General features: G+C 44.0%; 10 protein-coding genes and 4 tRNA genes. 10 read left to right on the top strand and 4 right to left on the bottom strand.

Annotation, left to right across the window (positions count from 1 at the left end):
* The first annotated feature begins 9 nt into the window (after positions 1–9).
* The 3 genes from AB6D80_RS02760 (at position 10) to AB6D80_RS02750 (ending at position 2419) form a co-directional block, all read left to right on the top strand.
* Positions 10–96: transfer RNA gene (locus tag AB6D80_RS02760), tRNA-Leu, on the top strand.
* A 64-nt stretch (positions 97–160) separates the two neighbouring features.
* Positions 161–234 (top strand) — tRNA-Cys (locus AB6D80_RS02755).
* Positions 235–553: 319 nt separating this feature from the next.
* The gene (locus AB6D80_RS02750; RefSeq protein WP_017077332.1) at positions 554–2419 is read left to right on the top strand and encodes a methyl-accepting chemotaxis protein; all 1866 of its coding nucleotides are present in this window, start codon (positions 554–556) and stop codon (positions 2417–2419) included.
* A gap of 97 nt (positions 2420–2516) precedes the next feature.
* Here AB6D80_RS02750 and AB6D80_RS02745 read toward each other — a convergent pair whose 3' ends face one another.
* Entirely contained in the window at positions 2517–3305 is a 789-nt protein-coding gene (locus AB6D80_RS02745; protein ID WP_372187687.1) for a lipase family protein, read from the bottom strand.
* A 349-nt stretch (positions 3306–3654) separates the two neighbouring features.
* Between AB6D80_RS02745 and AB6D80_RS02740 the strand changes: the two genes are divergently transcribed.
* Positions 3655–3741: transfer RNA gene (locus AB6D80_RS02740), tRNA-Leu, on the top strand.
* Between the two features lie 82 nt (positions 3742–3823).
* A tRNA-Cys gene (locus AB6D80_RS02735) sits at positions 3824–3897 on the top strand.
* A gap of 79 nt (positions 3898–3976) precedes the next feature.
* Here AB6D80_RS02735 and AB6D80_RS02730 read toward each other — a convergent pair.
* On the bottom strand, positions 3977–5164 hold the full coding sequence (locus AB6D80_RS02730; protein ID WP_122047352.1) for a hypothetical protein: 1188 nt from the start codon (positions 5162–5164) through the stop codon (positions 3977–3979).
* A gap of 162 nt (positions 5165–5326) precedes the next feature.
* Positions 5327–7390 (bottom strand): hypothetical protein, encoded by a 2064-nt coding sequence (locus AB6D80_RS02725; protein ID WP_372187685.1) that lies wholly within the window; start codon positions 7388–7390, stop codon positions 5327–5329.
* A gap of 134 nt (positions 7391–7524) precedes the next feature.
* Between AB6D80_RS02725 and AB6D80_RS02720 the strand changes: the two genes are divergently transcribed.
* The 5 genes from AB6D80_RS02720 to AB6D80_RS02700 are packed head-to-tail and all read left to right on the top strand — an operon-like array spanning position 7525 to position 13530.
* Positions 7525–8598, top strand: coding sequence for a cytochrome-c peroxidase (locus tag AB6D80_RS02720; RefSeq protein ID WP_372187684.1), 1074 nt, complete (start codon positions 7525–7527; stop codon positions 8596–8598).
* Positions 8585–9751, top strand: coding sequence for a cytochrome-c peroxidase (locus AB6D80_RS02715; protein ID WP_372187682.1), 1167 nt, complete (start codon positions 8585–8587; stop codon positions 9749–9751). Before AB6D80_RS02720 ends, AB6D80_RS02715 begins: the two co-directional genes overlap by 14 nt.
* On the top strand, positions 9748–10332 hold the full coding sequence (locus AB6D80_RS02710; protein WP_372187681.1) for an arsenate reductase (azurin) small subunit: 585 nt from the start codon (positions 9748–9750) through the stop codon (positions 10330–10332). Before AB6D80_RS02715 ends, AB6D80_RS02710 begins: the two co-directional genes overlap by 4 nt.
* On the top strand, positions 10333–13077 hold the full coding sequence (locus AB6D80_RS02705) for a molybdopterin-dependent oxidoreductase (protein ID WP_372187679.1): 2745 nt from the start codon (positions 10333–10335) through the stop codon (positions 13075–13077).
* Between the two features lie 9 nt (positions 13078–13086).
* Positions 13087–13530 (top strand): CopD family protein, encoded by a 444-nt coding sequence (locus tag AB6D80_RS02700; RefSeq protein ID WP_004731117.1) that lies wholly within the window; start codon positions 13087–13089, stop codon positions 13528–13530.
* A gap of 188 nt (positions 13531–13718) precedes the next feature.
* Here AB6D80_RS02700 and AB6D80_RS02695 read toward each other — a convergent pair whose 3' ends face one another.
* On the bottom strand, positions 13719–14174 hold the full coding sequence (locus AB6D80_RS02695) for a plastocyanin/azurin family copper-binding protein (RefSeq protein ID WP_372187677.1): 456 nt from the start codon (positions 14172–14174) through the stop codon (positions 13719–13721).
* Positions 14175–14243 lie beyond the last annotated feature (69 nt).

Raw genomic sequence — 14243 nt, 5'->3', positions numbered from 1 at the left:
GAATTGCGTGCCCTGGTGGTGGAATTGGTAGACACAAGGGATTTAAAATCCCTCGACGTTCGCGTTGTGCCGGTTCAAGTCCGGCCCGGGGCACCATCTATTTGATTGTTACCTGCTTGGTAGTAATCAACAGAGTCGTTCTCTTAAAACACGACTTGAAGGCGCCTTGGCAGAGTGGCTATGCAGCGGATTGCAAATCCGTAGACCTCGGTTCGACTCCGGGAGGCGCCTCCATCATTCAGAAAAACCAGCCCTAGTGGTTGGTTTTTTCGTTTCTGGCACTTTGCTTCTTGTTTCTTCGTCCTTACCTCTTCATTTCTCCCTTTGATATTTGCTAAGCCCAACGCCGTTTTGGTGGAATCCTAAGTTGAACCTTTGTTGATAGACCGCTAAATAAATCAAAGTCACAATTAACCATAATGCTCAATTTGTTTCATTGTTTTATGGGATAACTCTAATTAAAACATGTGTATGAGTGATAGTGTCCCTCTTTATATTTCTTTAATTATTCTATAAGAGGTTCTTAAATATGCAATTTAGTCTAAAGAGAAAAATGGTTTTCTCTGTAGTTTTGGCGATTGCTGTTACATCTGCCATTCTTCTTTTCATGGGTTATAAGACTTTTCAAACAAACAGCTGGCAAGCTATAGAAAGTGAAAGTCGTAATACACTTCAAGCCCATGCAAAGGGCATCAGTGACTGGTTTTACGATAAGAAACAAGCAGTACATGGGCTTAAACAACAAGTACAGCTTAACCCTTCAATAGATATCGTTCCTCATTTACGTCAAACCTTGGTATCTGGTGGGTTTGGATTGAGTTATTACGGTAACAAAGAAGGTGAGATGTTCCGTCATGATCCTTCATTGAATAAAGCGGGGTATGACCCAAGAGTTCGAGGTTGGTATAAGCAAACCTTAGCTGAGAACCGCGCAGTAACAACCAAGCCTTACGTGAGTGTAACCATGCAAACCTTAGTGGTGACATTGACCGATCCTGTGACCGAGAATGGATCGATCATAGGTGTTGTGGCATCTAACCTTGCGTTAGACAAGCTAATTGAAGATGTGTTGGCTATTCAGGTTCCAGGTAATGGACGAGCGATCCTAATTGATAAGCAAGGCACGGTCGTTGCTCATAAGAATAAAGATTTCATCCTTAAGCAAGTCAAAGAGATAGCACCTGAATTAAGTGTTTCTGGATTAAACAGTGCTGCACAAAACTTAACGACAATTTTTACACAAGTTGATGGTGATGAGCGCGTCATCATGGCTGAGCCTATTAAAGGCACCGACTGGCTACTTGTGATTGAAATGGATAAAGACGTACTAGAGCAGCCGTTGTTCGATATGTTGATTAGCCAAATCACCACAGGTTTGATTGTATTGATCGTTATGGCTGCAGCAACCTCATGGTTTGTGGCTCGTCAATTAGTTGAACTGGGTCGAGTGAGTGAAGCGTTAGCTGATATTGCGGAAGGGGAAGGTGATTTAACACAGCGCCTTCAAGTGTCGAGTAAAGATGAAGTAGGGCAACTTGCCGACAAGTTTAATGTGTTCGTAGATAGACTTCATGCAATGATGAAAAACGTGACTGATGTTTCGACGGCAATGAATAACGGAGCTGAACACGCCAACAGCAGCGCATTAAAACGCAGCGATAGCGTCAGCAGACAGCAAGACGAGATCACAATGGTTGCAACAGCTGTGACAGAAATGGCGACAGCAACAGCCGAAATCGCCACGAATGCTGATAGTACGGCCAAAAGTGCGACTCACTCTGTTGAGTTGAGCGAACAAGGCTTCCAACAGATGGCTAAAAGCCAATCATCGATCAATGAGCTTGCGACAGAGCTAACAAGCGCTGTGTCTATTATCAGTGAGCTTGAAGAGCATGGCCAGCAAATCGCGTCTATCTTGGCGACGATTCGCGAAATAGCGGAGCAAACTAACTTACTTGCACTCAATGCGGCAATTGAAGCAGCAAGGGCAGGCGAACAAGGTCGAGGCTTTGCCGTGGTTGCCGATGAGGTTCGAGTACTTTCACAACGCACTCATGCTTCAACAGAAGAGATCGAAGACAAGATCAAGCGCTTACAACAAGCGACTAGCGGTGCTGTTAAAGTGATGACACAAAGCCACGATATGGCGAAAACAAGCGTACATGACGTGGATATGGCCGGAGAGAGCTTGGCTCAAATACGTGAGGCAATTCAGATGATCAGCGATATGGCAACTCAGATAGCTTCTGCTGCTGAAGAGCAGTCACTGGTTACTGCTGAAATCAATGCGAATACCGAATCTGTTCGTGAAGTGAGTGATGTGATGGCAGTTGATGCGACCGATGCGGTTTCACAAGCCGATCAGCTAAGTCATTTAGCGAGTGACTTGAAACAAGAGCTGTCACGATTTAAGCTTTAAGTTCAGGCTAATATTAGCTTAAGCACAAAGATCAATTAGAAACTAGAAAGAGCACTGGCTGTAAAAGCGTGTGCTCTTTTTTATTTATAGAGCATGCTCAATGTTTGTCAAAGAAGTCTTTGTTACGAATATACTTACTCATTAGGTGATAAGAGAAAGGCCGGATTAACCAACTGAATATTGATCGCCCGAGGCGTATTAACGTCGGTGTGTTTTCGTAAATCCTGCCGTTATAGAGCCAAAGTACTTTCCCTACATGCCAATACAACAGCGGTACGGGCGGCATGAAGGTAACAATATCGATGTCGCAACAGATACGGTAGGTTTTTTTGCTTAAACGGTAGTTTTTTTTGAAACTCCAATCACCGACCGCGGGCTGCCCAAACGTGACGATTCGTTTAATACAACCTGGGTATTTTTGGTCCAAGTAATCAGCGAATACACAGCCAATAGAGCCACCAGAAGAGTGGCCAGTAATCGATATTCTTTTGCCTTGTTCCAATAGAGGAATCAAAGTGGTTTCCAAGCGTTCAATGACAGTTTTTCCCAGTTTATCTTCATTACGGCTTGGTTGGCTTTCCTGAAACATAAGATGGTAGAACCCCGCATGCACTCGATAGTTGAGACCAATTCTTTTGCAGCTTCTTGTCCATAGTGCAAAAGTGAGTAGCCAGTCAGAAACACTGTGCGACCCCTTGATAACCACGACGACTTCATCTTTGTCGCTGCTCCATAAGACTCGAATCATGGTTTTGCCGAACTGATTTTTTATGATCCGTTGACCATTAGGGTCAAAACCATAGCGAGTTTGTTTAAAAACTCTAGGGTAGGCGAGGTTGCAGAGCACAGCGTAGCGTTCATATTGGTATCGTTTTAGTGGCTTCACGTTGTCATTTCGTAATAGTCGTTACTTAAAACTCTAGCCTTTGAATGTGAAAAGCACATGAAAACGAAGGCGTGTTTCTTTAATTCAATGGAATTGACAGTATTTTGTGAGTCTGAAAATTGGAATTCGGCCTTTGAATTCCAACTCAAACTCAAAATCTACGAATAAGAACCGTACAAGCTGCACTAAATTCATTCGTTTGAGTTCGATAATTAATCACTTGAATTGAAAGATAAAATTTACTGTTGACGAATTTTTTCTATCCGTTAAAGTACACCTCGTTCTCACGGCTTAGGTCGCAGAGAGATGGTGTTTTACTCTTCGGTAATCAGCATCGCATGATTGCGTTGCCCTGGTGGTGGAATTGGTAGACACAAGGGATTTAAAATCCCTCGGCGTTCGCGCTGTGCCGGTTCAAGTCCGGCCCGGGGCACCATCTATCTAGTTTCTACTTTTAGTAGAGTGTTGAACAAAGAGTGGTTCTCTTTAAACACTTCAATATATTTTATATTGATAAAGGCGCCTTGGCAGAGTGGCTATGCAGCGGATTGCAAATCCGTGGACCTCGGTTCGACTCCGGGAGGCGCCTCCATCATTTAGAAAGCCCGATCAGAAATGGTCGGGCTTTTTTACGTCTTTAGGAAAGTGATTTGGCTTTTGAGTGTTGCTAGTTAAAAGGTCCAAAGCTGATCAGTGAACTGTACTTTTTCGATACTGGATAGCACGTTCAAGCCGTCACGCGAAACAACGGTATCATTAAGCTGAAATTTACCATTCCCCAGATCATGAATTTGGTATTCACTTTTAGGGCCATGGGCGATCACTGTATTTACCCCCGCGTTTCCGGTTACGCGGTTGTCATGCTGGTTGATCTCAATATTCGCATCATTGTTACCTGATAGCGTTAGTTTAGTAAGGTATTGAGAGTGATGAGTATAGGACGTCACTGGGTCATACCTCATTTTAAATGTTCCGGTGAATGTATCGGCAAGGTATGCATCGTAAGTTAATGTTGGAGAGAAAATCTGTTCTACTATCGCTTGTGCATCGGGGTCTTCTTTTGAGAAATCGTCGCGGGTTTTAACTTGGTATAACCCCCACATACCTTTGCCGTTGTATGCTCCCCAAAGCCCGTAGTAGCTATCAATTACAGCGGCAAAGTACTCTTGATCAACGCTGACTTCTTCTTGCCACTCTTCTAAAATATCACGGGGTGGTGTGTAAGCATTGTGTAATGCTTGTCTCTGTATCGCATTAAATTCTTTTTGAAATTCAGGTAATGCGGTTACTGCATCTTCAGGCGCGTTAAAAACCCCGATGCCATAGTCATGGACTAAATGCAGTATTTCCTCATAAGAGGCGTCACGATGCTCTTCATAATCTTGTTGGACATACCATTCGCCGCCTTCAACCTGAATCTCTTCTTCGAACAAGGGCTGACCGGGCAAGTCATCGTTGTATCGTGGCTCATCGTAATAATTCATTAGCTTAAGTATTGCGCCATTGTTAGCCATCGCGTTTGCAATCTCGCGTTTTGAGTCAGTGCTCCCATACTTAGTGCCATCAACAGGAGTTAGATAGTGGTTGAGAACATTGACGGCTTTGACTATTTGATAATCGCTCAGGCGATCCATAATCAAAATATGGATAGATTTGCCATTCGGGGCATTGACCGCTACATATCGGTTGTAGCCTGCTTGAGAGTATTCAGCGAATTGAGAGGGAACGGCTTCAATCGTGACTCCATGTACAACTGACGGTGCTGCGTTTGCCTGATTGAATAGCGATTTACTTTGATTTGAACCGCATCCAATGAGAAAGATAGCTGTCGCTAAGGTAGCTAAAGATAGAGTTTTCATGACACACCTTATTATTCATACGAAGTATCAATATACGGAACTGAAGTGCGTTGTTTAGTGACAGAAGTTGCTGTTAGACAAACCCATACAATACCTTACAAAGCGAGGCTTAATTCGTTGCTACTAACTTTACCGGCTGCGAGTGAAGTAAAAATGAAAGCCTCAAATCAATGGACATGATTTTGCTACCAGATTTGAGTTCTTTGTTAGGGGGGGATTACTTGTCGTTTCAAGATACGTGAGAGTGGCTTGAAGAGTCGTTGAGGATCGGCGATCGAATTCACTTTCAAGTATTTCATAAACCGTATGTGCTTCAAAGTTTGCCAACTGTGGATAAAGTAACGGCTCTTCCAAAAGCAACCCGATCAGTTTCTTCTGGGGACAAACACCATTAAGCGCAAGTTGATTGAGCGCTGCGTGCTGAATGCCGATATACGAATGTTTGATCAATTCTAATAATTGTTGCTCGTCATTGATGTGTTTTATTAAGCCGACTCTTAAAGATAAGCAGGGTGATGACATCAGTGACAAACGGTTCTGTTGTATCCAATCATCGCCAAGCCAGTCGAGGATGTCGCCGATATTTTCGGATTGCTCATCTAGCAAGAGTTCTAACACGAGTAGATTAAAGCGTGATGTTTGTACATCGGAAAAGCTTATGCTGTGTCTACATAAGGCATGAATCCAGGCGTAGAATGCTGCTTTGGTTAGATGACTTATTTTGTCGTCAGAGCAAAGGCTGCACAGCCATGTTTTGTTTGAGCAAAACTCTAGAGCGATCGTTTGATTTTCAAGGCGCTCTATTTTTGCTGATCTTTTCGAGCGCTTCTTTACTGAAGTAGATGCGACGGTAGAGTTAGCGTTAGAGATAGCAGGTGAGTGAGCTTGTTTTAATGCATCAAGTGTTGATGTAATAAATGCTGGTTGAGCATTAGCGTCAATGATTTCCGCGCTAATCATTTCATTTATAGGGGCAGTGTTCGTTGCTGTTCTACTTTTTACTGAAGAATCCACAACTATGATACTTGATGTCCCTAAAGTGAGTTCTTTGAAATAGCTCTGATGGCTAGTTTTTGGGTTTTTCGAGAGGTGTTCAATCAGCAGTCGCTTGATAGAGTTACTGCAATCTTCCTGCTGAAGTTGTTGACGAATAAAGGCGACGCTAAGTTGTTCGGAAGTTTCAGTTAATAGGTGGTTTAAGCTGTCGAGTTGTTCTGACTCTTCCAACTTCGAAAACACTTGATAGAAGTTGGGCGTAAAGCGGGCTAGTTGCACCTGTTTGTGCCGACTTTCTAAACTTAAAATCAGCAGAATAACCGACGTGGCTGCATTGGCTACATTCGGTTTATTTTGAAGTTGGTCAATGACATGCAGTTTATCTTTGTTACTCAGTAGCCCTGTGAGTGAGTTGAGCGGCATACCAGATAGGAGCAATTCAAAATTAAGGTGCTTTATATCTACTAGGTAATTCCATTTCGCTAATTGATGTACGGAACTCTTTCTTATTGATGGATCTGAATGAGACAGGCCGTTTAAAAATACCTGCAGATATTCACGACAATCCATTTCAGATAGACGCTGAAATGCCACTTTTTGGCAGCTAATATCAGGGTGTTGTGTGGCTTTGTATAATACGACTTTGTCTTGAGTGTTTCTCAAAAACATCCGAGTATCAGCGGTGCTTTTGAGTACGTTGTTTTCATTTAGCAGAGTCGGGGAGTGGCGCGAAAGTAAAGCAATGAGTTTGCCTTTTAGGTCTGGCTCGGGGTCATTCTGAAGTCGGTGTAGTATACGCAGAGACTGTTCATGATCTAATTCGTGTTTGTGATTGTCTAAAATCCGCGCAGCTATCAAGCTGATGTCATCTCCGTCATTCCAACCTCCATCCCAGTAGTCATTTTCGTCGCATACTGCTTCTAATAATACAGGAACAGCGAGTAGAGAGTGTTGGTTGTTCTCAATAGCCACTAACGATGCCAATTTAATTTCGCTGTCGTCCCAGTATTGATAGCTGTTGAGGATGGGCTCAATAGGCGCTGCATTATCTAAAGCGAGGCATTCAAGACTAGTGAGAACAAGGTCAGGATTCTGGGACTCTAACCTTTCTATAATCAGATGTTTAGTGTTTTGAAAACGGCTTAATATTTGTGCTGCCAATACCTGTTCGGATAGGTTTCCAGTCAAGTAGATGTGTTTAACTTTGTTAAGTAATTTATCTAGAGACATTTATTCAAGCACCACTGAATTAACAAGTTTGAATAATAACTCTTATCATTTCTAATTGTATGATCCTAATCATATCTTTAATGTTTCATGTGTTAATAATAGGGGTAGATGATAGTAACCCCGAAGGAATGTCGATGAGCATCGCACTAAAAAGCTTGGTAGGAGTGTGTGCCCTTTTCTCTGCAACTCTATACGCCGCTCTGCCCCCTATGAGTATAAATACGGCGAAGGCAGAACTCGGTAAACGACTGTTTTTTGATACGCGCTTGTCCGGGGACGACTCGATATCGTGCTCTAGTTGCCACATTCCGTCTAATGGTTTTTCTTACCCTGAACCGTTGAGCCCTGCCTATACGGGGAGTGATGGATTTCGTAATGCTCCAACACTTATTAATACAGTCTATAAAGAAGTGTGGTTTCACGATGGTCGTATTGGCACCAACCTAAACGATGTGGTGCGGGAGAATATCACTGAAGACTGGCTGATGAATATGGACATGCGTTTGATGCAGGAACGCCTCAAACAAGACCCTATATACGTCAAGATGTTTAAAGCGGCTAATCTAGGGGAACCTTCAAATGGAGGAGTGCGCAAAGCTCTGCCTGAATACCTAAAGACACTGACTTCGAAGAATGTCCCTTTTGACAAGGGTGAGCTTAGCGACTTAGCGAGCCAGGGAGAAAAGCTGTTCACAGGCAAAGCGGGGTGCAGCCAATGCCATCGTGGTGCTCTATTTTCGGATGGAAAGGCACACAATACCGGAGTGCCAGAAAATCATGAGATATTTTTAGACCCCATGCGACATCAATCTTTTCTTGCCTACAACATGTTTATGGGTGTGCAAGATTACTTAACGTTAAAGCGCGATGTTGGTGCGCATGTTCAAACTCATAAAGCGGATGGTAGCGATCGCGGTAAGTTCATAACGCCAACGCTGCGAGAGCTCAGTCAAACTGCGCCGTATATGCACAATGGCATGCTTGCCACGCTTGAAGATGTGGTTGAATTTTATAATCAAGGTGGTGGCGAAGACTCAAACAAAGACTCTCGACTCACCACGCTTTCCCTAACGGACTATGAAAAAAAGGCGCTGGTGGCTTTTTTGGAATCGTTATCTGGAGACGCCCTTATAGGCGAAGAATACGAATGGTTAGACTATGACTTCGGCTACGAATACACGGAGGGTTGGTCAAATGCTCGTAACTAAACGCTCTGTATTAAAGGCAGCACTCTTTATTCTTATTGGGATGACGGGGCTTCCCAATGTTGTTAATGCAAAGGTACAGCTTGAGCCTCTAGGGGAGGTGCCTGTGCCTGTGGATAATAAACAAACACCCGAAAAAATTGAGTTGGGAAAGATCTTATTTTATGACGGTCGGCTAAGTGGCGATACGACTAGCCCATGTGCTGGTTGCCATATTCAATCTCAGGGCTGGGGTTTTCCTGATGACTTATCCATGGGATATCCGGGTACGGTACATTGGCGTAATAGCCAAACGATTATTAATGCGGCTTATTATGACAAATTTTTCTGGGCGGGCAGCGCTATGTCATTGGAAGCGCAAGCCAAAGATGCTGCGAAGGGCGCGGTCGCGGGTAATGGTGAAGATGACATCATGGAAGCGCGTTTAGCGTTAGTACCTGAGTATGTTGAACGTTTTAAGCGAGTGTTTGGTGATGATACTCCGAAAATACACAACGCTTGGCGTGCTATAGCCGCGTTTGAACGTACGATGATTCAACGCGACACACCAATAGACAACTATTTACTCGGTGACAAAACCGCTTTGTCTGAGTCCCAATTGAAGGGTAAAGCACTGTTTGAGGGCAAAGCGAATTGCATAGCTTGTCACAACGGGGCTTTGGCTTCTGACCAGAAATTCTACAACATTGGCGTGCCGTCAAGCCCTTGGTGGAATGATGATGGACTGGCACAGATAACGTTTCGATTTGAGCTTTATTCTAAAGGTGTCACCGAAGAGATGTACCGCACTACAAAGGCTGATCCCGGTGCTTACTTTCGTGCAAAACGTAAAGAGATGTTAGGTAAGTTTCGCACGCCAAGCCTACGTTATACAAAATACACTGCGCCCTACATGCACAATGGCACTATTCCAACTTTAGAAGCGGTGATTGATTTCTACGACCGAGGTGGTGTGGCGGATGACGGACGTACTACTGGTTACCCTCAGACAAAATCTGCTTTGATTCAACCTCTCGGTTTAACGGAGCAAGATAAAAAGAACTTACTGAGCTTTATCGAAGCATTTTCAGGTGAACAGATTTTTATTGAAGAGCCGACAATTCCAGAATACCAACCGTTATTTACTAAAGAAGAACTTGCTGGAGCAGAAAAATGATCGCCAACTCAGAGCAAAATTCGAGTAAACGACACAACAAATGCATGATGTCACGACGTGATTTTTTACTCTATTCCGGCACAGCTACTGCCGTATCAATGGTTCCTCTGGCCTTATTTGCAGGAACGGATTCTGAAACTCAGGTTGAAGGTCGTATTGTTGGTTACCCGCGTAAGAAAATCGCAAAGTTAAGTCAACTCAGTAACCATATCCCGGTTCACTTTCAATATCCAGATGAAGGAAAAAACTCGATTGCGATGCTGGTTAAATCCGACATCGAATGTGGCGGTGGGATAGGGTTACAGCGAGATATTGTGGCGTACTCGATGACGTGTACTCATCAAGGCGGGCCTTTAACTGGTGCTTACAAAGCAACAGGGGAGCATCGCATTGTCGGGCAATGTCCATTCCACCTGTCTACATTTGATTTACGACGTCATGGCATTATGGTTTCTGGTCAAGCCTTTGAGAGCTTACCTCAAGTACTGCTGGAGCTAGAAGGTGATGATATCTATGCGGTCGGGGTTATGGGGTTGATCTTTGGTCGAATGGAAAACCTGATCGATGTGGAGATTAGCTAGATGACTCAACTTTCTTTTAACGATAAATTGGCTTTAAACGATCAATCTGCTTTAAACAGCCAGTATCTGCAACCGACTAGTACATTACTGCCACCTGCTAGTGCGGAAGTCATCACAACAGCGTGCGACTATTGTATTGTTGCGTGTGGTTATAAGGTTTATCGTTGGCCCGTAAATAGCCCTTCAGGCGGCGCGGCTGCTAGTGAAAACGCCTTTGGTGTCGATTTCCCGGTTCATGCTCTGCAAGCTTGGGTTTCGCCACAGCAACATAATATTGTTTCGCATGATGGCAAACCACACCATGTGGTTGTAGTGGCAGACAAAGACATACAGGTCGTCAATAAAGGCGGTGATTCTTCGGTTCGTGGTGGACTGCTCGCAAGAAAGCTTTATAACCCAGAAACACCAACCAAAGATCGATTGAAGCAACCACTTGTTCGAATTAACGGTCAGTTACAACCGGTAGAATGGGATTTTGCGTTGGATATAGCAGCCCAAGTCGGCCGTCATGTGATTGATACGCACGGTTCAAACAGTTACTGCGTAAAAACCTATTCCTATCAGTATATTGAAAACACCTATGCAATAACAAAGTATGCATTGCGCCATGTCAATACCGCGAATTTTTCGTTTCATGACACGCCGTCAGATGTCACTGCAACCCCAGGGTTTCGAGATGCGGGTTTTGATAATTTTGCTCCAAGTTATGATGATTGGGGCGCGGCAGACACCTTAATGATCTGCGGGACGGACCCGTATGAGACAAAAACCATCATCTTTACACAGTTTATTATGCCTGCGGTTCATCGTGGGATGAAAACCGTGATTTTGAACCCTCGTGAAACCGCTGGAATAGCGTGGCTTAAAGCTCAAGGTGGATTGCACCTCGATATTAATCCCGGTAGCGATAATCTTGTGATTGGTGCAATTGCTCGAGTGATCTTAGAGCAAGGCTGGCAAGACAATGAGTGGATTGAAAATTGGGTCAATAATAAATGGGAATCGAGCTCAGGTTTTGGTCAGGGTACTCGTAATACGCCATGGCAGTGGAGAACCACTTGGGGCAAATTCCAAACGAATGGCTTTGATGATTATAAGCAATGGAATTTGGATCAGAAAGAGTACGCACCTGAGTATGCCGCATCGATAGCGGGTATCGATGTTGAGAAGATCCATAAAGCTGCTGAGATGTTGGCAATGCCAGTCAACGGTCAACGAGTTAAAGCCTCAATTGGTATCGAGAAGGGCTTTTATTGGTCGAATAATACCGGAAATACCAACGCCATCGCCTCCCTTGCAACGATAATCGGTACTGGTGGCCGAGAAGGGCGTGTGATTGGTCGATTTGGTGGGCATCAACGAGGTGGGCTAGCGGGTGGGAAACTACCAAGGAATAAGTCACCTGAAAAAGTCGCAGGTAGGCGCAGGCGCTCAATAGACACCGATAGATATCTCTATTCCGGGCATACCCGTATGGCCCATGTCATTGGTACAACATGGATTCAAGCTATGTGTGGTAGTTATGGGTTGAAAGAGAAATTCACCGACTTAACAACACGTAACCCTCACCAAGCGATGCGACGTGATAAGCAGCACATTATAGATACACTCAAAAAGCGTGCAGATTCCGGTGGAATGGTCGTCCTCAATCAAGATATTTATTTACGTGATCCTATTGGTAAACAATTCGCTGATATCATCTTTCCGGCCGCGACTTGGGGGGAAGAGGATTTCATGCGCGCTAATGGTGAGCGTCGTCTACGCCTTTACCAAAAGTTCGCTGATGCGCCGGGTCAGGCTAAGCCAGACTGGTGGATTGTTGCTCAAATGGCTTCGCGAATGGGGTACGACGGGTTTGATTGGCAAAACTCAAATGACGTAGCTGAAGAGTCATCACGATTTAGCCGTGGTAGCCGTAAAGATTTTAATATGATTAAAGTTGCAGCACATGCTGAAGGGAAAACGCTTCATCAAAAGCTCGCTGAATTTGGTACCGAAGGGATCCAAGGGCCTGTTTTTTATAACTATGACACCAAGAAGCTGATTGGCACTAAGCGCTTGCATGACACTGAAATGAGTTGGGATGATTTGGTCGACAAAGGGCTGCAAGATGGCCCTCAAGGCGCCAATATTATGCGCAAACAACTTACTCAATTTAATAGTCAGACGGGGAAGGTCAATCTTCAAAAACATCCTTGGGATCTGTTTAGTGATTTCCATGCTTGGCTTACTCCCCAAAAGGACGAGTTGTGGTTCTCGAATGGTCGTATTAACGAAATTTGGCAGTCAGGGTTTGATGATATCGAGCGCAGGCCTTACATCACTCATCGCTGGCCTGAAAACTGGATTGAAGTTCACCCAGAAGATGCGGAAAAGCGGGGCATAGAAGCCGGAGATGAAGTGCTTGTGTACTCGGAGCGGGTGGCCAATTTTAAAGATACGATTCTGGGTATCGAGTCGGACGATTTTCAGTTTAGTAACCTAATGAAAAATGGTCACATTCAACTGGATTACGCGGAGATTAAAGCCGTTGTGATTGTCACCTCAGCCACGAAAAAAGGTGTGTTGTATTGCAATATGATGGACATGAAGAACCCAGCGAATGCTTTAACTACAAGGGTAGTTGACCAAATCAGTGGTAACTACAACTACAAAATGGGCGTCGCCAAAATAAAGAAAATTGGCGAATCAAAATATAAGCGTGAGTTTGAAGGGTTCTCCTTTGCACCACGTAACATTGTGTAAGGGAAGTTTATGTTTGGCGTATTATTGGTTTTGCATGTCTTGGCTGCCACCATTTGGACGGGAGGGCACATTATTCTCAGCGTCGTTATCCTTCCTAAAGTCTTGAAACACCGTTCTCCAGAAATGTTATTGGAATTCGAGCAAGGGTACGAAAAGGTGGGAATGCCTGCTTTGGTAGTTCAAGTGGTGACCGGGTTGATGCTCGCTTATCACATGTTGCCGGACGTTAGCTTATGGTTTGATATGTCGATTCCATTGGCTCATGGCATTGCCGCTAAATTGACGTTGCTGTCTCTGACGGTATTGCTAGCCCTAGACGCACGCTTTCGTGTGATTCCAAAACTATCGAAGGACAACTTGGTTGATATGGCGCTGCACATTGTGCCGGTGACCATTATTTCAATTTTGTTTGTGGTTGTCGGAGTGTCATTTAGAACGGGTTGGCTAGTTTGATCTGTTTTTACGTTTAGTGCGGAATATTTGACAATGTCTAAGTTAGATAAGTTAGATAAGTTAGATAAGTAACAAGAAACAGCGCCAATTCGGCGCTGTTTCTTGTTACTGACCCCTTAGCCTGTCTTCAGGCTGGCATTCCTATCACACATCAACAGAGAGTTGATGCTTCAAGACAGGGACAAAGGTTATTTAATTTTTTGCTCTGCTTGATCGAGCAAGCCTTGCATCTTTTTCTGAGCTCTGCGACTCACACGTTTTTTGGCCGCGGTGCGAGCTTCTTCTAAGTTAACACTTGGATCACCAACAACCACGAGCGCCACCATTCCGTGTCTGTGGTGCACTTTACATTTGATTCCGTACACTCCGGGCTTATCAAAAGTGACTTCCTGAGCGTTTGACCCGGATATCATAAGAGGTTTAGCTCCGTCAGGAAGCATCCCTTGAATGCTATGAGCAGTATGAGAGCCAACGGTTCCTTTAAAAAGCACCTTGTCACCAGGTTCGATTTCTACGTAATCAGGAATGAATTGATACATCTTGTCGATGTTTTCAGAATTCATGTCCATCACTTGTTTGATGACCTTTGTTTCAGCAAACGCAGGGGCTGTAATAATAGATAGGATTAGTAAAATTAGGCGCATCGTATTCACTCTATTAAATAAGAATTATTTTCAACAATGCTAATTTATTCAGGGTTTGGTTGGAAGTTG

The organism is Vibrio sp. 10N.247.310.17 (assembly GCF_041466605.1).
GTDB lineage: Bacteria > Pseudomonadota > Gammaproteobacteria > Enterobacterales > Vibrionaceae > Vibrio > Vibrio tasmaniensis_A.
Note: the sequence above shows the minus strand (reverse complement) of the source record. Positions and strands in the feature narration are given on the sequence as shown.

Excerpts from the sequence above, each read along its gene's own strand:
- AB6D80_RS02750 (WP_017077332.1), top strand. The coding sequence starts at position 554 with ATGGTTTTCTCTGTAGTTTTGGCGATTGCTGTTACATCTGCCATTCTT.
- AB6D80_RS02730 (WP_122047352.1), bottom strand. The coding sequence starts at position 5,164 with ATGAAAACTCTATCTTTAGCTACCTTAGCGACAGCTATCTTTCTCATT.
- AB6D80_RS02725 (WP_372187685.1), bottom strand. The coding sequence starts at position 7,390 with ATGTCTCTAGATAAATTACTTAACAAAGTTAAACACATCTACTTGACT.
- AB6D80_RS02720 (WP_372187684.1), top strand. The coding sequence starts at position 7,525 with ATGAGCATCGCACTAAAAAGCTTGGTAGGAGTGTGTGCCCTTTTCTCT.
- AB6D80_RS02715 (WP_372187682.1), top strand. The coding sequence starts at position 8,585 with ATGCTCGTAACTAAACGCTCTGTATTAAAGGCAGCACTCTTTATTCTT.
- AB6D80_RS02710 (WP_372187681.1), top strand. The coding sequence starts at position 9,748 with ATGATCGCCAACTCAGAGCAAAATTCGAGTAAACGACACAACAAATGC.
- AB6D80_RS02705 (WP_372187679.1), top strand. The coding sequence starts at position 10,333 with ATGACTCAACTTTCTTTTAACGATAAATTGGCTTTAAACGATCAATCT.
- AB6D80_RS02700 (WP_004731117.1), top strand. The coding sequence starts at position 13,087 with ATGTTTGGCGTATTATTGGTTTTGCATGTCTTGGCTGCCACCATTTGG.
- AB6D80_RS02695 (WP_372187677.1), bottom strand. The coding sequence starts at position 14,174 with ATGCGCCTAATTTTACTAATCCTATCTATTATTACAGCCCCTGCGTTT.